This is a genomic window from Thermodesulfatator atlanticus DSM 21156, assembly GCF_000421585.1.
GTDB classification, from domain to species: Bacteria; Desulfobacterota; Thermodesulfobacteria; order Thermodesulfobacteriales; family Thermodesulfatatoraceae; genus Thermodesulfatator; species Thermodesulfatator atlanticus.
This window is the reverse complement of sequence record NZ_ATXH01000007.1, coordinates 70,976-90,566: the sequence shown is the minus strand read 5'-3', so window position 1 is coordinate 90,566 and position 19,591 is coordinate 70,976. Positions and strand designations below refer to the sequence as shown.

Annotated in this window: 17 protein-coding genes and 1 tRNA gene; 4 read left to right on the top strand and 14 right to left on the bottom strand. The window is 39.5% G+C overall.

Annotated features, from left to right (window positions below):
• Nucleotides 1–670: 670 nt before the first annotated feature.
• From H528_RS0104450 to H528_RS0104425, 6 genes are all read right to left on the bottom strand, one after another.
• Nucleotides 671–1,957: an O-antigen ligase family protein gene (locus tag H528_RS0104450; RefSeq protein WP_022853142.1), complete on the bottom strand. Its 1,287-nt coding sequence runs from the start codon at nucleotides 1,955–1,957 to the stop codon at nucleotides 671–673.
• Between the two features lie 13 nt (nucleotides 1,958–1,970).
• Complete coding sequence (locus H528_RS12655) at nucleotides 1,971–3,011, bottom strand: sulfotransferase (protein ID WP_022853141.1); 1,041 nt, start codon at nucleotides 3,009–3,011, stop codon at nucleotides 1,971–1,973.
• Between the two features lie 45 nt (nucleotides 3,012–3,056).
• Nucleotides 3,057–4,160: a glycosyltransferase family 4 protein gene (locus tag H528_RS0104440; protein ID WP_022853140.1), complete on the bottom strand. Its 1,104-nt coding sequence runs from the start codon at nucleotides 4,158–4,160 to the stop codon at nucleotides 3,057–3,059.
• Nucleotides 4,157–5,326, bottom strand: a complete 1,170-nt coding sequence (locus H528_RS0104435; protein ID WP_022853139.1) for a glycosyltransferase family 4 protein — start codon at nucleotides 5,324–5,326, stop codon at nucleotides 4,157–4,159. The genes H528_RS0104440 and H528_RS0104435 overlap by 4 nt, the downstream gene beginning before the upstream one ends.
• A 1-nt stretch (nucleotide 5,327) precedes the next feature.
• Nucleotides 5,328–6,800: a lipopolysaccharide biosynthesis protein gene (locus H528_RS0104430; RefSeq protein WP_157608111.1), complete on the bottom strand. Its 1,473-nt coding sequence runs from the start codon at nucleotides 6,798–6,800 to the stop codon at nucleotides 5,328–5,330.
• 116 nt (nucleotides 6,801–6,916) lie between these two features.
• The gene (locus H528_RS0104425; RefSeq protein ID WP_022853137.1) at nucleotides 6,917–7,729 is read right to left on the bottom strand and encodes a sulfotransferase family protein; all 813 of its coding nucleotides are present in this window, start codon (nucleotides 7,727–7,729) and stop codon (nucleotides 6,917–6,919) included.
• Nucleotides 7,730–8,271: 542 nt separating this feature from the next.
• On the opposite strand from H528_RS0104425, the gene H528_RS12650 reads away from it, so the two are divergent.
• On the top strand, nucleotides 8,272–8,913 hold the full coding sequence (locus H528_RS12650; protein ID WP_022853136.1) for a transposase: 642 nt from the start codon (nucleotides 8,272–8,274) through the stop codon (nucleotides 8,911–8,913).
• 957 nt (nucleotides 8,914–9,870) lie between these two features.
• Here the strand turns inward: H528_RS12650 and H528_RS13795 are convergent.
• From H528_RS13795 to H528_RS0104380, 8 genes are all read right to left on the bottom strand, one after another.
• Complete coding sequence (locus H528_RS13795; RefSeq protein ID WP_028845775.1) at nucleotides 9,871–10,176, bottom strand: hypothetical protein; 306 nt, start codon at nucleotides 10,174–10,176, stop codon at nucleotides 9,871–9,873.
• 130 nt (nucleotides 10,177–10,306) lie between these two features.
• A complete protein-coding gene (locus H528_RS14760; protein WP_281167622.1) occupies nucleotides 10,307–10,435 on the bottom strand; it encodes a nucleotidyltransferase family protein in 129 nt (42 codons plus the stop codon).
• A gap of 147 nt (nucleotides 10,436–10,582) precedes the next feature.
• Complete coding sequence (locus tag H528_RS12640; protein WP_022853134.1) at nucleotides 10,583–11,842, bottom strand: methyl-accepting chemotaxis protein; 1,260 nt, start codon at nucleotides 11,840–11,842, stop codon at nucleotides 10,583–10,585.
• A gap of 20 nt (nucleotides 11,843–11,862) precedes the next feature.
• Nucleotides 11,863–12,477, bottom strand: coding sequence for a cache domain-containing protein (locus H528_RS13975; RefSeq protein WP_022853133.1), 615 nt, complete (start codon nucleotides 12,475–12,477; stop codon nucleotides 11,863–11,865).
• Nucleotides 12,478–12,774: 297 nt separating this feature from the next.
• Nucleotides 12,775–12,851: transfer RNA gene (locus H528_RS0104395), tRNA-Lys, on the bottom strand.
• A gap of 45 nt (nucleotides 12,852–12,896) precedes the next feature.
• Complete coding sequence (locus H528_RS0104390) at nucleotides 12,897–14,546, bottom strand: LysM peptidoglycan-binding domain-containing protein (protein ID WP_022853132.1); 1,650 nt, start codon at nucleotides 14,544–14,546, stop codon at nucleotides 12,897–12,899.
• A gap of 48 nt (nucleotides 14,547–14,594) precedes the next feature.
• Entirely contained in the window at nucleotides 14,595–15,701 is a 1,107-nt protein-coding gene (locus H528_RS0104385) for an ion channel (protein WP_022853131.1), read from the bottom strand.
• 169 nt (nucleotides 15,702–15,870) lie between these two features.
• A complete protein-coding gene (locus H528_RS0104380) occupies nucleotides 15,871–17,181 on the bottom strand; it encodes a radical SAM protein (RefSeq protein WP_022853130.1) in 1,311 nt (436 codons plus the stop codon).
• 114 nt (nucleotides 17,182–17,295) lie between these two features.
• Here H528_RS0104380 and H528_RS12630 point away from each other — a divergent pair, with 114 nt between their 5' ends.
• From H528_RS12630 to H528_RS0104365, 3 genes are read left to right on the top strand one after another with little or no spacing between them, the layout of a single operon-like run.
• Nucleotides 17,296–17,955: a thermonuclease family protein gene (locus tag H528_RS12630; RefSeq protein WP_169352771.1), complete on the top strand. Its 660-nt coding sequence runs from the start codon at nucleotides 17,296–17,298 to the stop codon at nucleotides 17,953–17,955.
• 49 nt (nucleotides 17,956–18,004) lie between these two features.
• On the top strand, nucleotides 18,005–19,090 hold the full coding sequence (pheA, locus tag H528_RS0104370; protein ID WP_022853128.1) for a prephenate dehydratase: 1,086 nt from the start codon (nucleotides 18,005–18,007) through the stop codon (nucleotides 19,088–19,090).
• Entirely contained in the window at nucleotides 19,060–19,587 is a 528-nt protein-coding gene (locus H528_RS0104365) for a hypothetical protein (protein WP_022853127.1), read from the top strand. Before pheA ends, H528_RS0104365 begins: the two co-directional genes overlap by 31 nt.
• The last annotated feature ends 4 nt before the right edge of the window (nucleotides 19,588–19,591 follow it).

Below are 19,591 nucleotides of genomic sequence, written 5' to 3'. Positions count from 1 at the left end.
TCCTTCTTCCTGTCATCCTGAGCCGAAGCTCCTTCTTTCCGTCATCCTGAGCCGAAGCTCCTTCTTCCTGTCATCCTGAGCCGAAGCTCCTTCTTCCCGTCATCCTGAGCGAAGCGAAGGATCCATTAATAGATTCTTCAGTCGCTTCGCTCCCTCAGAATGACGGGTGGTAAGTCGTCATCCTGAGCATAGCGAAGAGCCTGCCCTGAGCCGAAGGCGAAGGGATCCACTCCTCTTTCCGTCATCCTGAGCCGAAGCTTCTTCCCGTCATCCTGAGCCGTAGGCGAAGGATCCATTAATGGATTCTTCGGTCGCTTGCGCTCCCTCAGAATGACAAAAGAGAATCGTTTCTTCGGAATGACAAAAATGGGGGCTCCTTCAGCCCTTCGCCCATCACGAGGCGACGCAGTCCCCGTGGCGGTCTCATGAGATTGCTTCGCTTCGCTCGCAATGACACACAAAAAGGCTCTCGCAAACCAGCTCCCTGATCAAGGATCCGTTCCCATTTTTCGGGCCGAAAAATGGGAACGGATCCCTTTCACCTTTCGCCCTTTGCCCTTTGCCTTTAACTTCTACAGCTCACCGATCACTGATCACTGCTCACCCTCCGCCCTTAGCCTTACGCCCTCCGCCCTTTGCCTTACGCCCTTTGCCCTTAGCCTTTCGCCTCTTACCGCTCACTGATCACTGATTGTTTCTTCGCCAGATAAATGAGCGTATTGGCCAGAATCGCCAGGTAAAACTGAATTTCAAAGCCGTTCAGAGTAAGAAAAAGGGCGCACGTCAAAAAACCACAAAGCGAAACCAGCACCGCATCGCAAAGGTAATATTCAAAAGATCCTGCAGAAAATTGGTCACGAAAACGAAAAAGCCCCCAAAGGCAACTAAGCATAAAGAAGACATAAGAAAAAGCCGCAAAAATTCCTGACTCCGCCAAAATCTGTATATAGGTGCTGTGAGCAACTTTGGGTTTGGCATCCGAAAAATCAGGGAAGGCCTGCCCAAAAGATGCTAAACCAACCCCTGTAAAAGGGTGTGCCAAAAACATTTTTAGGCCTGCTTCCCATGCCTCAAGGCGTGGGTCCACAGCACTTGTCTCTTCTTCTGCTTTTATAATAGTTTCTTGTGTCCTTTCTTTGATCGTAGAGCCCCCTTGCCATACGTAAGCAACAATAAACGCAGGGATAAGGGCAAAACCTATGATCTTTTTGGGGCTGCGGATTCCTGCCAGAAAACTAACAAAGGCTGCTCCCACAAGCCCACCCCGCGAGGCCGTTAGAAATATCGCGTGCCAGGCAAAGGGCACCACCAGCCACGCTCCCCATCTCAAGTACCAGCGCTTGAAATACCAGCCCAGATAAAAGAAAAAGGGAATAGCCGTTACAAAGAGCATGGCAAAGTTGTTTTCGTCCCGATACATACCTGCACCAGTGATATCGTGAGGACCTTGCAGACGAATGAAAAATCGTCCTGAAAGATACTGCATATTGGCCCAGTAAGTCAGGTAAAGTGCTGCTACGGGTAAAATAAAGGCAAAAAGCTTCAGCTTTTTATTATCAGATATGCACACCAGCCCCATGAAGAAAAAGACAAAAATCTTTAGCATAGTAATAAGTACTTGATAGGGGTCATAAAAACGCCACTCATTTATCACGTTCACGTATGGGCCGGTGAAATACGAAAGAAAAACAAACAAAAAATAAAGCACCGCAAAAAGAACAAGCTTATTCTTGATAATCTCGTAATTTAAAGCCCCACGAATGGAAGAAAAGATAAAACCCACACAGGTGGGCACGGCAATGAGATAAAAGGCCCTTAAACCCTGAAAATGCCACCACCAGATATACTGTGGCCCGAGGATATTGAAGAGATAACCTGCACAAACCCCAAACCAAGGGTTTGCCAGGGAATAAAAGGCATTAACTACCAGCAAAAGAAAAAGCGCTATCTTCCCCATGGATTATTAAGATTCATAATTTGCTAAAAAAAGCCTTCAAAACAATTTCACATTCTTTTTCTTTTTCCTCGAACCATTTAATAGATGCATAATCTTTCCATTTTTCTGAAATTTTGCCTTTATTCAATTTTTCTAAATTTGAAATAATTTCATCACTATATTGAATTGATAAAAAATTAAAAAGTTTGGTAATAGAATTCTTAAAATCCAATACTAAAGACTCATAAAAGATATGATAGTCAGCAAAAGTTTTTCCAAAAATGTAAGATAGCATCCATAAAAAATAATGAAGAACATAAGGATGTTTGCCTATTGGTTCTAAGAAAGGAAATACTTTTTTTAAATCATTTGCCCAGGCAATCGTGTAAAAGAGACTAGGAATATTTTCAGATTTAATGATAAAATCAGGTGAAACAGGCCCGCCATCTCTTTGAATTGACATCCATTGTTCCCTGGGATTTCTGATAATATGTATTATAGGAACGTTAGGAAAGTAGGTTTTAAACCACGGTAGGCGGAAGTCAATTCTGTTAAATTGTAATACCGGTCGTCCTTTAGAATTTTCAATCAAAGCTTGAATATAGCGATATAAATTAGGATCATAATCCTTTTCAGTCATATATAATTTTTTATAGCTCCATTCTTCCTTAAAATAAACTTTAAGAAAATCAAAGCCCTGATATTCTGCCCAATAATCACTCACACCAATATGACTAGGATCAACTTTAAATTTTTTTGGTAAAAACCATTTGTTTTCATTAAGTGGCTCGTAGTAAGAAGTAATATTAGGAATATTTCTGAAAATGAGCCATAAAAATGTTGATCCAGAGCGGAATCGTCCCGTTATAAAAATCGGTTTTTTAATGTTAATAATGTCGAGATTGTTTTCTGTAGAAAAGTAAGGATTGGGGTAATAGTTTAATTTATTGCTTATAGGAGTATCTCTTAGTATATCATTAAGTGCATACCATAACTCTTTTCGAAAGAAATCAGAATGAAGGATATACCGCACTATTTTATAAAAAGGTCTTTTAAAGAATTTGGCTATATTCATTATTAGTTACTTATATGAATATACTACTAAATTTTAAAAAATGTTTTACCGATTTGCCGTCAAACTATTATAAATGTTTTTTAGTTTTTCAAAATTATTGTCTTGCCCAAATTTTTTAATTGCATAATTTCTATTTTCAATAATAGGATATTCTCTACGAAAAGAATAAATATTATATATTTTACTTGCTAATTCACTGCTGTTTTTATTAGAAAAAAGAAAAGCACATGGAGCGTCCTTAACGATTTCTACAAGCCCTCCTGTTCTAGATGCAACTACAGGAAGAGCTCCCAATAATCCTTCAACAGCAACTCTACCAAAAGGTTCGTAAATAGAAGGAACAGCGAGAACATCTATGCCGGCAAGTACCTCTTTGATTTCTTTTTTAAATCCCAAAAAAAATACATTTGATTCTAACTTTAACGTGCTAATTAGTCTTCTAATGCGCTTTTCGTTTTTTTTATGAGGGTCTAAATCCTTTCCTACAATAAGAAACTTCATAGTTCTATACTTTTTTAACTTAGTTGCAGCCTTTAAAAAAATATCATGACCTTTAACAGGGTAAAAATTTCCTATAATAGCCACCAAATAATAATTTTCTAAGCCCCACTTTTGACGTATTTGTGTACGAATATCGGGAGCAAAAAATTCATTAGGATCAAAAAAATTATAAACCACTTCGTTATTAATTTTTGAAAATTCATGATTATTCTTTAAGAATAGATTCTTCAAATATAGACTATTAAAAATAATAAAAGAAGGTCTAGCCTTTAAGAAATATCTAACACTACGTGGCTCAACGCTAAATCTCATATGACAGATAATGGGAATATTTAAAAATTTTGCGATAAACCCAGGGGCTCTGTAGCAAAAAAGATCGTTAACGTGGATGATATCAGGCGAAAAAGTTCTAACTAATTTAAGAAGATTTAAAAAAGTATTAATGAAACTTAAAATAGATGTTTTTCTAAAGTTGATATTCAAAGTTGAATAACTAATTTTTGCCTTGTTAAGGAGATTACAAAATTCTCCGCGTCCTGGAACAACAACGTGAACAGTATAAACTTCTTGAAATTTTTGAGCCATAGTTAATAAACTTTTATTTCCGCCACCAATATGAGATGCATTAGCTATATAAATGATTTTCATGATATAACTTTATCCCATAAATCCAAAATTAATGAAAAATGTTTTTCCAGACTATAATTAGAACTAATTTCTATAGCATTTAAAGACTTCTCAAATGCTTTTTGGGGATCATCTAAAATAGATTTAATAATTGCAAATAAAGAATTTAGGTCTCCAGGAGAATATATGTATCCTGCATTATTTGGTAAAAATTCTTTTACAGGACCCGAATCTGCGGCTACTACTATAGCTCCCGCATTCATAGCTTCTAAGATAACGATACCAAAAGATTCATTTTCACTAGGATGCAGAAAAATATGGGTATTTTTCATATGTTCCAAAACTTTATCATGTGGAAGGAAACCACGAAAATCGATTTTTTCCGTTAATGATAATTTTGCAGCTAATTGACGGAGATTATTCTTTTCAGGGCCATCTCCTATGATAGTTAATTTAACATCTTTTCTAAGGTTTAGTAAAAGTTTAGCAAGTTTAATGGCGTCAGATACCCTCTTTTGAGGGATTAGTCTGGAAACTACTAGAATTTTAACTCTTTTTTTCATGTCTTCTTTAAATTTGTTAAAACTTTTTTTTTCGTTAGTGATCAGTTTTATTCCGTTTGGAATGATAAAAAGATTATCTTCGTTAGCAATTTTACTCTTGCTTAACCATCTCATTTTTTGGAAGTTGCTGGGAAATATAACTGCAGATGCGTTCTTGTGTAAACATGTAATGATATTGCTAGAATATTGCAATATATGGCCATCGTGTGCTGATAGTATAAAAGGAATTTTTAATAGTTTAGATAAAGGAAAAGCTATGTCAAACGCCCATTGAATAAAATGGGCATGTATTAAATCAAATTTTCTGTATTTTTCAGACACATAAGATAAAGACAAAACTTTCTTGGCTGTTAGTTCTATGCCATAATTTTTAACTAAAGGCCAAAATTTATATAAGTTTTTTTGTAAAAAAAATAAAGATTGTAAAGAAAATAAATTTACTTTTTTGGGGGAATATTGAATTATATTTTGCTCGTATTCTTTAGGTATTTTGTAAGAATGAGTCTCTTTGTACTTGCATAATAGAGAAGCGTTAATGCCTTTTTTTATTGCGTATAAGAAGTCGTAGTATACAAAAGTTTGAGAAGGGACAGGAAACTTGCCTGTAACTAATAATATATTCATATTAAAAGCCTTTTGATAAAATCAAAAAAATTTTATTTTTAATTGTAGTAGTAAAACTAGAGAAAATAAAATGCAGCAAAAAAATATAAGCTAATGCCCCCAGAAAACAGGAAATGAAAATTACAAGAAAACTATCAAAATATATTTTTGAAAAGAAAATTTTTGTAAAAAATGTTATAATTAATAAAATAAAAGAAGAAGTAAATACAGGATATATTTCCGAGAAAAAAGGACGTAAACTAATGTTAAGAAGAGAGGATATTATATAAAAAATCACAGCAACTAAAAAAAAGACCGAAATTAACATGGCAAGCGCTATTCCAGTCAGGTTATAGTAATAGCCAAAAATTAAAACTAAGGGAACAAGAAGCATCAAGGTTACAAAGGAAATTTTAAAACTTAGATCAGGACGATTCTTACAATTAAACAAACCTCCTGCTGGTTGAATTAAGCACCGTAAAGCTGCACAGACGCACAATATCCGCAGAGGCGTTATAATTGGTAGCCATTGGTCTCCCCAAAGGGTAGGTACCAGGATATCTGCCACGGCTATAAGTCCAAAAAGCATTGGCCAGCAGACTAAACACACGTATTTTACCGCGGTCACGTAGCCGCGGAAAAGGGCCTCGTTATCGTCCTGAACCTTTGACAGGGCAGGGAATACAACATCTCCTACCGGGCGGGAGATGCGGTCGAAAACTAAATGTGGCAGGCGGTAGGCAAATTCATATAAACCAAGTTTATACGTACCCAACAAACGGCCCACAAGGAAATAATCCACATTCTGTTTTAAATAATTAGTAATCGAAAAAAGCCAGGTGTAAAAACCAAAACGAAAGAGATAACGAAAGGCGTCTTTGTGAAAAGTAAGCCTTGGGCGCCAGGCGCCGGTGGCGAGCCAGAGGGTCAGGTTGTAAAAAACCGCATTTACCATCATGCCAATTACCAGGGCCCAGTAAGTAAGGTTTGTCAACGCCACCAGGGCCACCGCGGTGCTTGATTCGAGCAAAATCGCTATGCCCCGAATGATATTTATTTTTTTGAATTCGAGATTTTTAGTCGCGAGTGTGCCGGGAATAGCGCCGATCAGACTTATTAGCAAAGTGAATGAAATAACCCTTATAACCGGTTCCACACGCGGTTCCTTCCAGAACATAGCTGCCAGCGGGGCGGTAAGAAAGACTGCTAGAAATACCGTTACCCTAACAGCACATGAAAGCCAGAAACTTGTGCTCAGGTCCTCTTCGGTAAGGTCTTTTTTTACGATAAGCCCGGTACCAAAACCAAGGGAAAGGGCGGTTACCAGAAGCTGTTGATAAAGAAGGGCCATGCCAAAAAGGCCAAAGTCCGAGGGTTTGAGCGCCCGCGCAAGATAGATACTTGCCCCCAGGCGCACGATGGTCTGCCAGCCACCGCCTGCCACCTGCCAGATCGCCGCACGCCCAGCCCTTTGTCCTAACGATTCCTCTGCCATTATCCCCTTTGTGTCTCCTATACCTTCAAGGCAAGGATCCGTTCCTGTTTTTCGTTCGGCAAAACAGGAACGGATCCCTGAGAACAATGTAAAAAAGCTCCCGGTAATACAAGGTTCTATTGCTTATATTTTAGCCAATGTTTTAAGTCTCTATTAATCAACTTTTCAAGTTCTAATATATCTTCTTCATAAACCGATATGTATTTTTGATAATCTATTTTTTTCTTTTTAAATCTCTTTTTATTTTCGATGTAGAAGAATGTCTTTTTGATAAGATGTCCCATTGGACTTTTTTTTATTCCTTCTAATATTGGCTCTAGTTTTATTTTAATTAAAAAGCTTTGAATTTTTGGAAATAGAATTTTATTATAGGTTTTATTTAATGATGAAGGTATAAAACTGGCATCTACATCAAGGAATTTATATATTTCTTTTGCTACCCGTTCAGGGCAAGTTAGAATATCATCATAAAGAAAAATTAAAACATTTTTTTTAGGAAAAAGATTGTAAAGTACCTTGATATGCTTTGAGTAAAAACCTACATTTTTTATATATTCTTTTTGCCAAAAAGCCTCTTCAAAAGAAATATCCTTATAATAAGAATTTTTTAGTAAGCTATATGCAGAGTATGCTCTATCTACAGGATGTCGCAAAGACACCAAAATTTTAACATTTGGAATGGTAGCAGCTATTCTTTCCAATGCTTTGTAATTATATATATAGTCAGGGGTTATCTCTCCAACAGCCTTTTTGCCTTTGGCTTCTTCGAAGAATTTCTTGTACCAATTTAAGCCTTTGTCAAAATGTGCATCAAAAAAGTGAAGCTCTTTTTGGGGAGGAACATAGATTTCCGAATGTTCTCTTAAACATTCAAAAATCCAGGTAGTTGCAGATCTTTGTACTCCAACCCCTATAAAGTTTGGTAACATTTTTTTCTCCGCAGCTCTATTTCAATAATTCGTGCACCAAACCCTTTGTCCTAACGATTCCTCTGCCATTATCCCCTTTGTGTCTCCTCCACCTTCAAGGCAAGGATCCGTTCCTGTTTTTCGTTCGGCAAAACAGGAACGGATCCCAGAGAATCCCTGTGAGCAATGTCAACAAGAAAATGCTCCCCGTAATAAAAGCGAGCTGACTAAGCACCAAAGCGAAAATACCTGAGCAACCCCATCCCTCGCTTCGTCCTTTCCCCATCCCTGCTCGCTGAAATTTATACAAATCATCAAGTTTTTACAAGTTATCAAGTTCTTACAAAAAAACTATCGTCCCAACCCCCACTCCCCTTAAAAAATAGGATTCGTTCCTATTTTTCTCTAACTTTCCATTTTAAGCGCCCAAAAATCCCCTCAAATCCCCTTAAAAGCTACCTTAACCGTCATAATTAAAAATGGGAACGGATCCCGGTTATGATTTTTATACGACCTATACCCTCATCCGATAAGAATAAAAAAACGGATCCGTTCCTATTTTTATGCCTGGACGTCCCCGTATCATAGCCCCTAAATTCCCACATCATGTGGTGGCCCGCTCTAATCGCGGGGTCACTGTTTTTCACGAAAGTGAAGATTATCTTAGTTTCCTCAATATGACAGCTGCCCTTAAAAAGCGTAGAGAAATCAAAATATGGGCCTTCTGTATCATGTCTAACCATGTCCATTTCTTAATTGTTCCCCAAAGTAAAGAAGACATGGTTAAATACCTACAAGGCCTGCTGGTATGCTATACCCAATATTATAACGACAAATATGAAACCGAAGGGCAACTCTGGAAAGCCAAGTATTTTTCTTCTGTGGTGGATCATGAAAACTATCTATGGCAAGTGCTTCGTTATATCGAACGTAACCCTGTCCGCGCAAACCTTACCCAGAATCCAGAAGATTACCCCTATTCCTCCGCCTCAAAAAATGGGATCGGATCCCATTTTTTAGACCCCCTGCCTTTTACTCCCGAAACCCTGAGGCTTTACAAAGAATGGCGCTCTTTGCCCGAACCGCCAGAATTGCTTGAGTTTTTAAGGAAATCAGTACGCAAAAACCTTCCCACGGGAGGTAAAACATTTCGTAAGAAACTGGGATACTGCCCCAGACCCCGCGGACGCCCTAGGAAAAAATAGATCTGTTTCTTTGCAAAACACCTGGGATCCGTTCCCATTTTTTGTTCCGAAAATAGGAACGGATCCCCCTGCGGTTGTACTTGCAACACTGCTCTTGGCCATTTTGCAAAGGTTTCATGTTATGTGTTCAAATAGTGTTATAACTTAATGAGACTTTTTCAAAATATCTAGGAACCGTTCTCATTTCTTCTCCCGAAAAAGGCGCTTAATGTCCCCATCAATGTCCCTCAAGCCCCTCAAACCCCTCAAACCATTTCTGGATTCTTCGGGTGCTGACGCACCCTCAGAATGACAGTGGTAAGTTGTCATTTCTGAGCCGAGCGCCAGCGAGGCGAAGAGCCTGCCCTGAGCCCTTCCTTTGTCATCCTGAGCCAAAGCCCTGAGCGAAGCGAAGGGGCAGGCGAAGGATCCACTAATAGATTCTTCGGGCCCAAGCCCTCAGAATGACAGTGGTATGTTGTCATCCTGAGCTGAGCGTAGCGAGGCGAAGAATCCACTAATCGACCTGTGGAACCAATCGACCTGTGGATTCTTCGGGCACTTCGTGCCCTCAGAATGACATGTAATGGCGCTCCCTCAGCATGACAGGGTAGGGGTGGATGTTAGGTTCGCTTCGTGCCTCAAAATGACATGTGAAGTTCGTATTCCTTACGATGTCTGGCATTTCAACACCCCCATTCAATATAACCTCTACAACCGCTAGAACTTACAGGTCACTGATCACTGCTTACAGATCACAGATGTTGCCTTTCGCCCTTAGCCTTTAGCCTTTCGCCTTTTGCCATTAAGAAAGCAACTCCTCTATATCACTTAAGTCTTCTGCTACTTCTATGGCCTCTTTTATCGCCCTAAGCTTGTCAACGTCTGCTATCTTGCTTATGGTAGCAAAGAGCTTGAGCCCCTTGGCACCAAATTTTAACTTAAGGCCGAGTTCAATGGCTTCAAGAAGTCCTTGCCTTATTCCCTGCTGAATTCCTTGCTGGATTCCCTGTTGGATTCCTTGCTCAAAGCCTTTTTAATCCCTATTTTTTCTGCCGTGGTGATGTAAGGCATTTTCTTTTCCTCCTCGTATCTTATGATTTCTTCGTGAAACTTAAGAGTTACTTCCTCTGGCAATGTTATCAGCCAGTCTATAAACTTATATAGCATGAGAATATCTTCCTTCTTGAACCCTTTTTCATAAAGACGTTTAACCAGAGTGATTTTCCAGAAAAGCCGATCATCTATATTTTTCTTGGTTTCCAGCTCTTTAAGATGGGTCATCACGATGATGGCAAAGGGATTCTTGCTCTCCTAAAGCTCATCCCATCTTTCTCGGTAATCAAGAAGCTTTACTACTGGAAACTTGAATTCAAGCTTGAAATCCCAATATTTCACTTTGTATTTATTGGGTCTAAAAGAAGGCGAAGGGTTCATTTTTTGCGAAACTACCAAAAATATAAAGCGCTGCTATTTTAGCGGCGTTTTGAGATACATATTTTTGGATTTTGGCAATAATTTTCTCTCTTTCTATTTTTTTCATAGCTAAAATATGGGGATCCGTTCCCATTTTTTTCGTTCCGAAAAATGGGAACGGTGTCATAACCAGGGCGGGAAAAAGCCCGCCCTGGCACTCTCTTACACAATTGTTTCCCTTGCGATGAATACTTTCAGATGTCGTTTGTTTTCATTATGTTTTGAACTGATTGACCAGAATTTTCATATTTTTTGAGAGAGAAGCAAGTCTTTCACGTTGTTTTTTTACTCCTTCCATACTTTCACGCACAAGTTCTGCAGCTTTTTGCATTTCTGGAACCAATTTGGAAAGCCCTTCTGCCTTTGAAGCTACATCGTTCATGTTTTCAGATATACCTGAAACCGTTGCGGTTTGCTCTTCAACGGCCGCGGCAATGGTGTTTGAGACTTCATTTACTCTTTCAATTACCTTTGAGATGCGTTCTATGGCTTCAACTACCTGTTTGGAAGAGGCTTGGATACCATAGACCTTTTTAGAAATGTCTTCGGTGGCCTCAGAGGTTTGTTTAGCAAGGTCTTTTACCTCGTTGGCTACTACAGCAAAACCCTTTCCGGCTTCTCCGGCTCGAGCGGCTTCTATCGTGGCGTTTAAGGCTAAAAGGTTGGTCTGATCAGCGATAGAATTGATAAAGTTGACCACTTCTCCAATTTCTTGAGAGCCTTTATCTAAGGCATCGAAGGTCTTAATCACATTCTGAATTTGCTCTTGGGCTTCAGCAGCTATGCTAGCAGCAGTGGCTGTTTGTTGAGAGATTTCAGATATGGCTTGTTCCATTTCGGAAATCATCCTATGTACTTCTTCTGTTCGTTTAACTAGGACTTCACTGGTGTTACTTATGTTACTTGTTTGCTTTTCCATTACTGAGATGCCATCTTCTAAAGCATGGGCAGCATTATCAAGATGGCCTGAGGTCTCATAGATGTTTTGAACCTGTTCTTTGAGCTTGATAACTATCTTTTTAAGTTTTGTCAGGAAAGTATTAAATGCCTGGGACAAGGAGCCCACTTCATCTTTGCCTAACACAGGGAGTTCCTTGGTGAGATCTCCCTCTCCCTGTGCTATATCTTCCATGCGTGTGGCAGCAAGGCAGATCTGACTTCTTACGATATTTGCTAGCCATATTACTACCATTATTGCTAATATAGATGCAATAGAAAACACAATTACTACTTTAAAGATGTCTTCTTTTAGTACGGCTTCAAGATCAGAAAGGTCTCTGCCTACCACGAATACACCAATGGTTTTGCCCTCGAAATTTTTGATAGGTTTAAGTCCTATTCCATAGTCCTTAAAAAGAATTATTTTTTCTTTACTTAGGCCTTGATTAAGTATCTCGGTTGTTAACACTTTAGGGGGTAATTCTTTATAAGAAGTAGCCAGTATTAAATTGCCCACTTTTTGTTTTTTGTTCATAATTTTGGCTATTTCAGGCTTTATAAAGCCTGTATTGCGTTTTCTTCTCCGCTTAATATTTGGAAAAGTTCTTTTAAAGGGATACCAGTTTCAATACTGCCGACATAAAGTCCTCGATAATATACCGGGGCGATTGCCCTGAGAAAAAGCCCCCCTCTTCCTGCTTCAATTCCTGCAAAAACTTGTTTATTACGTATTATTTTTGCAATCATAGGACGAGTTAAGGTTAAATCGTCTCCATATCTATTTGGAGCCCAGCTTCTTAAAAAAGAATGGCCATCTGCCGTATGAATATGAACTTCTGTTTTTAGTTTTGAATCATTATTAATCTTTTCTAAAATAGGAGTAAGAACTTTTAAGGCTTTGTTGCGATCGTTTTCAGCTATAGCAGCTTGTAAACGACTAATTTCTGAAAGGGTAACTACCAGATTTGTAGCAGCGTTTAGAGCTTCATTTATCCCTCGGGTTAAGGTAAAAACGCTGTCTTGGACTTGTTCTTGGCCTGCCCTTTTAATAATGCTTCTTGCCGAACGAATATTAAAAAAAATCGCTACCAGAGCCAAAGAAATAACAGTAAACAAAAAGGGAATAAGAATCTTATAACGTAAAGACAGATCAGAAAAAGAATAGCGCATACACTCCTCCTAACCCCTATTTAGGAATTTTTTTCTCTTAAATTATGTTCGGTCTTACTGAAGATTTCTTAAATAATTTTTTAAAGACATTTCGGGGATACTTTTCGTTTTTTAGGAAAAAAATGGTAAAGGATCATTTAAACGCTAGAGTGAGGTTGTAGGCCTTGTAACTTTAAAAAAAATTTTCCAAAAATTTTGCCAAGTTTGTGGAGTAATAAAAATGGGTGGGAACTAATACAGATTAGGAAGATAGGCTCGGATTTTTTGCAGGAAATAACGACGTAAACAATTCTCATGTGGTGGGCCGCGGAGGACTCGAACCTCCAACCTATGGATTAAGAGTCCATTGCTCTACCAAATTGAGCTAGCGGCCCACGCCACAAAAAATAACACGTTTGTTTTAATTGTCAAAGTCTAACTTAAGAGGCTTCTTTTAAAGGTATTCTTAAAACTTGGCCAATCTTAAGACGTGTGGTGCTTAGCCTGTTTACTCGCATTATTTTTTTAGGGCTGGTATTGAATTTTTTAGCGATTTTCCAGAGACTGTCACCGCGGCGGACCACGTAAGTTACGGTCTTTTTGTGATAACGTTTGGCTACGTATTTGCGACCAACAGGGATCTTGAGCTTCTGTCCGGCCCTCAAACGCCTGGGGTTGGAAATGTTATTAACCCGCATGATTGCCGTAACAGAAGTGCGGTACCTACGGGCTAAATGCGACAGGGTCTCACCGCGTCTTAGGCGGTGATAGACGTAATAAGTCTGAGCTGGCTTCCAAGGTTTTATTTTTTTGTTTTCCAGAAGTGCTACAAGTTTTGGCCCATAGCCTTTGGGAATTTTGAGGGTGTATTTTGGGGGGGTGACTTTATAGCGCAGCTCGGGGTTAAATTCTGCTAGTATTTGAGATTTTATTCCCAATGCCTTGGCAATACTTTTTAAACTGTATTGTTTATGGACTTCAACGACATCATATTCCAGAGGAGGATCAGGCTGAGGAAGCTTAAAACCGTATTTTTCAGGATCCTTCAGAATATGTAGCACGGCTAAAAACCGAGGCACGTAACGCGCTGTTTCTCTAGGAAGTTTTTGATATAGATCCCAGAAATTGTCCAGGTAGTTGATTTTTTGGCGGCGAATAACTCTCAAGACGTGCCCTTCGCCACAATTGTAGGCTGCTAGTACGGTAGTCCAGTCTCCGAAAATGTTGTGTAGTTCTTTTAGATAGGCGATAGCTGCCTTGGTGGATTTTTCTGGATCCATGCGTTCGTCTATCCAGGCATTTCTCTTTAGGCCAAATTTGTATCCGGTGGAAGGGATGAATTGCCAAAGCCCCAAGGCCCTGGCGCGGGAAAGGGCCTTTACTTTGAAGCCACTTTCTATCAAAGGGAGCCAAGAAAGCTCTTCAGGAAGCCCAGCCTGCCTGAGATATTTGACAATCATGGGGCGATATCGCCCTGACCGCTTGTATGCGTTTAAGAAAAAACTGCGTTCAACTGTTTGGAACCGCTTGATTTCGTATTCCACGTATTTGTTGATAACAAGCGGAATTTCAGAACAAAAACCTTTGCAAGAAGTGTGGCGTGAGGCGTAAATTTCTAAAATCCTTTTGGCTATCATGAAACGCAGGTCTTCTTTTTGCTGGATAAGCTCAGCTTGGTCGTCGGTTTCAACCTGAAGAATCAACTCATAGGCCTGGTCTAAAGCATGTAAAGAGCCTTCGTCATCTCCCTTGTCTCTCAGGTCTAGGGCAAGGTTGTAATATTCTAAGGCCGTATCAATGAGCTCTTGAGGACTCTCTTGAGAAGAGGTTGTAGTATCTTCTTCAGTATTAGAGAGCGCTTTAACATTATTGTCTTGTTCTTCATTGTCTTGTTCTTTATTTTGTGGTTTTTCTTCAGCTAAATTGTCTTGTGGGCTAGGTAAAGAGTTTTCTTTTTCAAGATTGGATTCAAGGAAGGTTTTGCTCAACGAACTAGAAGGTCGAGGTGATACGTTTTTGGGAGCACAACCTGCCAAGAAGATAGTAATTATCGCTAATACCCAGAGGAGATATTTTTTACTATTTCTCATATGGCCCATCTTCCCAAATTAAAATAGTTTGTCAACCCGAACTTTAAATCAAATATTGTTTTCATTTAATATTTTTGACCAATCAAGGGATGGTTTTTCTTTCGCAATAACAAATAGTTGATCTTTAGGACAAACGAATATGTTTTCATCGGGATTTATAATAATTTCATTTGTTTCGTATCTTTTTATACCCAACAGTAACGCATGGGCCTCTGTTTTTCGTAAAAGTTTTCTGATTTCAGGTACTTTGATACATACATTCATATCCGGCCAAGCTTGGATGCTGTAAAAAGTGTTCCCCTCACCGGTGCGCATAAGCCTAAAAACTACGTCTGATAGCTCGGGATTTGACAATTCTCTTGCCAGCATTAAATCGTAAATACGGGTAACAGTGGTTATTTTGGGATATTGCTTCTTGCTTACCTCTGCAAGTTTTTGACGAGCTTTATTGATGCGATTGATATGTTTAATATTTTCTCTATCTCTTAAATAGACCGTTATAAATGCCATTTTATTAAAGTCATCAACAGCCATGGTACTTAAGATACTTTCCTCATCGTTAATGCCATAAATGATAACTTTTTGGGCCTTTTTTAAATTTGCTTTTTTAAGTGTTTCTTCTTGGTCGATCTTTCCAAAAACAAAATCTACTTCTTCAGGGTAAGGATTTTCTTTATATTTGTCCGAACATACGACAATTTCTGCATGTTCGCCAAAGTCTTTGCGAAGCTCCCTGATAATGGTTTTTAATTTTTTAGGGGCTCCTCCACCTAAAATCACGATGTGATCTTTGTGTTTAATTTCCTGAAGCCCCTTCAATCGCTTTTTCCTCCTTTCGATGATTTTGTCGGTGCCAGCGCCAATTATGGTAAACATGAGGCCTATCCCAAAAATCATGTCAAAAATTGCGATGACCTGTCCAGGAATACTCTGAGGTATTACGTCTCCGTAACCAACAGTTGTGGCAGTGACAAAAAACCACCACGTTCCTTTCCAAAGGGTTTTGGGGAGGGAGTCTTCTGCAAAAGTTTGGTAATCAAAAACCAACAAAAGAAAGGCAGAAATGCAATGAAGGGTCAGCAGAATGACAATAAGGGTTAGCCAATCGTGTTTGCGCAAAATGCGTTCTATCTTTTTTAGAAAAAGGAAAAACATTTTACACTTCTGACAAATTTTTTAGAGACCTTTAAAAAATACTAGCATCCATTCTTTTTTCGAAACGAAAAATAGAAACGGATTCCTTCTGCTGGCAATAAAGTCTTAGCAATTTTGCAAAGGTCTCTTTTAATTTTAATCGGGATTTTATAGAAAAAATGAAAACTTGTCAGGGGATAACATCGGTATACCGGGCGAGAAATCCCGAAGAATCATATAAATCTTGCGGGTAAAGCTTCCATTTTTTGAGGTATTTTTTTATTAAAGGAATCTTTTCTAGCACGAGAGCGACGTGTAAGCGAAGCAACTGGCAGTATGCCAAAGTTCTCTCAAGGGAGCCGGTGAGGACTTGAACCGGACAGCGCCCTCCGCAATAAGGTTCGATACCGCAAAAATGGCACCCTAAAGCTTCTTTGTAATTAACAAGTTCTGGGAGAGCCTCGGTTTTTATCTCAAGTTCACCACTATCTTTTATCTCTCCAATGGCAAATTCAAGGGGAAGGTCTGCACAGGCAAGGATCTTTCCCCCTACAAGATCAAAATTTTCGGCCCGTTCAACCCCGCAGGCAGTGTGCCCTCGTCTTGTTCCGGTAAGAAGAAAGGCAATCAGTTCGTTTAGGTGGATTATGGGTAAAATTTTTCCTTCACTCAGATAATTCAAATAGGCATCCAGGATTTGAGAGAATTCTTTTTCATAGCGGGAGATATATCCTGAAAAATCCAGAAAAGGTTTGTCTGTTTCAGCAAAGTGATAAAAGAAATAGTCAGCAAGGCCGTTTTCATAGAGATCCATAAACCCTTGAAAACAATCGGCAAGAGATTGTTCTTCTCGAAGGGTTGACCAAATCAGCACTTGCGCCTTTGAATTTTCTTTCAACAAAGAAATGTTTCGATGGATTATATCAAGGTTTGTGCCGATTCTAACGGCTTCATGCTGTTCTTTGCGTCCGTCGATAGAAAAAGAGTATAGCCAAAAATCTTTAACTATCTCAGGATAATTTTCCCAGGCCTTAGCAACTAACATGCCGTTGGTAATGAGCATAAAGCGCAGTCGAGAAGCGATAGGGGATTTTTCAAGGATTTCTTTTATTTTGATTATTTTTTGGGGCGCAAGAAGCGGCTCTCCGCCATAAAATACAATTGTCACTGGTCTTTTTGGGTATTCGTTGGCAAGCTGAATGATGCCTTTTGCTTCACGTTCTGGTTCTGCTTCGAAGATTTCCAGGGCTTCTAAACGATTTTCGCAAGTAAGGGAAACATTGATACAGCCTCTACAACGGGCGTTGCAGCGACCAGTAATCGTTACGTGGATGATAAGGGAAGAGTCAAGTTCTAATTTGTGGTCAAAAAGGCCCTTTTCGATAACAACAGCATGAGGAGAGGCTAAATTCCCGTATTTAAAATGACAAAACGATACGTTATAATAGCTCGCAATTTCTGCATTAAATTTGCTAAAGAATTTAGCATTTATATGCTCCATGTAATTAGCTTGCTTAATTTTTATTGATAAAGCAAGTAGATGGTATTTATAATTTAGTTTTCTTATTTTGGTGTTACAGAAATTGTCAATTTGTTAAGGAGGTTGATGTTTTCTATGAGATTTATTAATAAACTTTGTTTTAGTGTTAGTTTTTTGCTACTATTTTTTGCCTGGATTACGCTTTCAACCTGTCAGGCTTATAAGAATGCCTATTCTGTTCGTTGGGTAATTGATGGGGATACCATAATCCTGTCAAATGGAGAAAAAGTTCGCTATGCCGGAATAAATGCCCCGGAAATCCCCCATGAAGACCAGCCTGGTGAGCCTTATGGAAAAAAAGCTTTGCGTTTCAATATCAAGCTGGTCAAGGGGAAAAAGGTCATAATTGAACCTGCAGAGGAAAAAAGGGATAGATTCGGAAGACTTCTTGCTTACGTATTCCTCCCTGACGGCACTTTTGTGCAGGAGGCCATTGTTTCTGCAGGTCTTGCCTTTGCCTGCTATACCTACCCGAACGTCAAATACTTTGACCGTCTGCTTGCGGCGCAACGTGAAGCCATGAGATATAAGCGGGGGCTGTGGTGGGAAGAAAATCTTTTTCGCGGAGAACCTTTTTATATTGGCAATAAACGTAGCAGACGATTTCACCGGCAAAGTTGCGGCTTTGGGAAGCGCACCTCCGCGCGCAACCGCGTAATTTTTTCCACTATGAAACAGGCCTTTTATGAGGGGTATTGTCCGTGCAAAAAATGTCGTCCGTGGCCTGGTCCCTAACTTGTGATACAAATTAAACTAGGTAATAATTTCAAAAACAGGTGAAAATATGGATAAAAAAGATATAGAAGCACGCTTAAAAGAACTTCGCCGAGAGATCGACAGCCTTGACCGTACTATTCTTGACTCTTTAAAAAAGCGTTATCAGATAGTCAGAGAAGTTGGAGAACTTAAAAGAAAGCTTGGCGCAAGCGTATTAGATCTTTCCCGTGAAAGAGCCGTTATCCAAAAAATACTTGAAGAAAACCAAGGGGTCTTTCCTGAGGAATCCCTAAAAGCTATTTTTCTTGAAATTGTTCATACTTGCCGCACGGCCCAGGAGCCTCAAAAGGTGGCTTATCTCGGCCCAGAGGCTACCTTTAGTCACATGGCGGCTATAAAATTTTTCGGTCAGGCGGCATCTTTTTTGCCGCTGGAATCCGTACTTGATGTTTTTGAAGAAACCGAGGCTGGACGAGCACATTTTGGGGTAGTGCCGGTGGAAAACTCCATTGAAGGGACGGTCTCCGCCACCCTTGATGCCTTCTCTGATTACAAACTAAAAGTATGTGGTGAAATTTTCATTCCCATAAGTCACGATCTTTTAAATCAGACAGGTAAGCGCGAAGACATCAGAAAAGTTCTTTCACATCCGCATGCCCTAGCACAATGCCGGCGCTGGTTACGCAAAAATTTGCCGTCTGTGCCGGTGGAAGAAGTTTCTTCCACCGCTTTTGCCGCTCGCTGGGCTGCTGTTGATCCCTCTGTAGCAGCTATTGCCAGTCCGCTTGCCGCGCGCACCTATCATCTTCAGGTAGTGGCCAGCCGAATTGAAGATTTTCACGGAAATGTCACCCGTTTTTGGGTAATCGGCCAAGATTCTCCCAAACCCACGGGAAAAGATAAATCCTCTTTCTTTTTTAGTATTTCGGACCGGCCAGGTGCCCTTTACGAAGTCTTGAGTTGCTTTGCGCAAAAAGGTATAAATTTAACCAAAATAGAAAGCAGACCTGCTAAAAAAGAGCCGTGGCGCTACTTTTTCTTTCTTGATTGCGAAGGGCACATTGAAGATAAAGACGTACAAGAATGCGTGGAAGAACTAGCCAAGATTTGTGCACATCTCGAGTGGCTTGGGTCATACCCAGCGGGGGATTAACTTTTGCCAAAAGAAACAATTCAAAGCTTGCCCCCTCATTGTTGGCCCAGACTTCAGCCCTGGCAGAAGAATTGATAGACAAACATTTTTCTCTTTCATCACAAGAGTGGCGCCGCCTGCAATACGAAATCATCCCACAGGAAAAGATTTTAATAACAATTCCTAACGATGCTTTGGCTACTCTTTTCCTTTTACAAAACCATGAAATTTTACCCCGTAAAAGAAGAGAATTTTTTGGTCTAGCTTTAGCAGAAGAAAAACTTGTCGCCCTAGGGAAATCTTCATCTTTTCTTAATGCTCTTTTGCTTTATATTTTTACCCATGAACTGGTGCACATGGTACGTTTTGTAAGGTTTTGCGCAAATTTCTGGATGGCTCTTCCTGAGCGCTTAAAAGAAGAAAGAAGGGTACACCATTTGACCAAAGAAGTATTATCTTATTATCGGTGCAGGGAACTTGAAAAAGTGATCAAGCATTTTGATAAAATTTATACTTAGGAGG

What these genes read in the sequence shown, in the direction of transcription:
- H528_RS0104450 (WP_022853142.1), bottom strand. Translation starts at nt 1,957, where the DNA reads ATGGGGAAGATAGCGCTTTTTCTTTTGCTGGTAGTTAATGCCTTTTAT.
- H528_RS12655 (WP_022853141.1), bottom strand. Translation starts at nt 3,011, where the DNA reads ATGAATATAGCCAAATTCTTTAAAAGACCTTTTTATAAAATAGTGCGG.
- H528_RS0104440 (WP_022853140.1), bottom strand. Translation starts at nt 4,160, where the DNA reads ATGAAAATCATTTATATAGCTAATGCATCTCATATTGGTGGCGGAAAT.
- H528_RS0104435 (WP_022853139.1), bottom strand. Translation starts at nt 5,326, where the DNA reads ATGAATATATTATTAGTTACAGGCAAGTTTCCTGTCCCTTCTCAAACT.
- H528_RS0104430 (WP_157608111.1), bottom strand. Translation starts at nt 6,800, where the DNA reads ATGGCAGAGGAATCGTTAGGACAAAGGGCTGGGCGTGCGGCGATCTGG.
- H528_RS0104425 (WP_022853137.1), bottom strand. Translation starts at nt 7,729, where the DNA reads ATGTTACCAAACTTTATAGGGGTTGGAGTACAAAGATCTGCAACTACC.
- H528_RS12650 (WP_022853136.1), top strand. Translation starts at nt 8,272, where the DNA reads ATGCCTGGACGTCCCCGTATCATAGCCCCTAAATTCCCACATCATGTG.
- H528_RS13795 (WP_028845775.1), bottom strand. Translation starts at nt 10,176, where the DNA reads ATGACCCATCTTAAAGAGCTGGAAACCAAGAAAAATATAGATGATCGG.
- H528_RS14760 (WP_281167622.1), bottom strand. Translation starts at nt 10,435, where the DNA reads ATGAAAAAAATAGAAAGAGAGAAAATTATTGCCAAAATCCAAAAATAT.
- H528_RS12640 (WP_022853134.1), bottom strand. Translation starts at nt 11,842, where the DNA reads ATGAACAAAAAACAAAAAGTGGGCAATTTAATACTGGCTACTTCTTAT.
- H528_RS13975 (WP_022853133.1), bottom strand. Translation starts at nt 12,477, where the DNA reads ATGCGCTATTCTTTTTCTGATCTGTCTTTACGTTATAAGATTCTTATT.
- H528_RS0104390 (WP_022853132.1), bottom strand. Translation starts at nt 14,546, where the DNA reads ATGAGAAATAGTAAAAAATATCTCCTCTGGGTATTAGCGATAATTACT.
- H528_RS0104385 (WP_022853131.1), bottom strand. Translation starts at nt 15,701, where the DNA reads ATGTTTTTCCTTTTTCTAAAAAAGATAGAACGCATTTTGCGCAAACAC.
- H528_RS0104380 (WP_022853130.1), bottom strand. Translation starts at nt 17,181, where the DNA reads ATGGAGCATATAAATGCTAAATTCTTTAGCAAATTTAATGCAGAAATT.
- H528_RS12630 (WP_169352771.1), top strand. Translation starts at nt 17,296, where the DNA reads ATGAGATTTATTAATAAACTTTGTTTTAGTGTTAGTTTTTTGCTACTA.
- pheA (WP_022853128.1), top strand. Translation starts at nt 18,005, where the DNA reads ATGGATAAAAAAGATATAGAAGCACGCTTAAAAGAACTTCGCCGAGAG.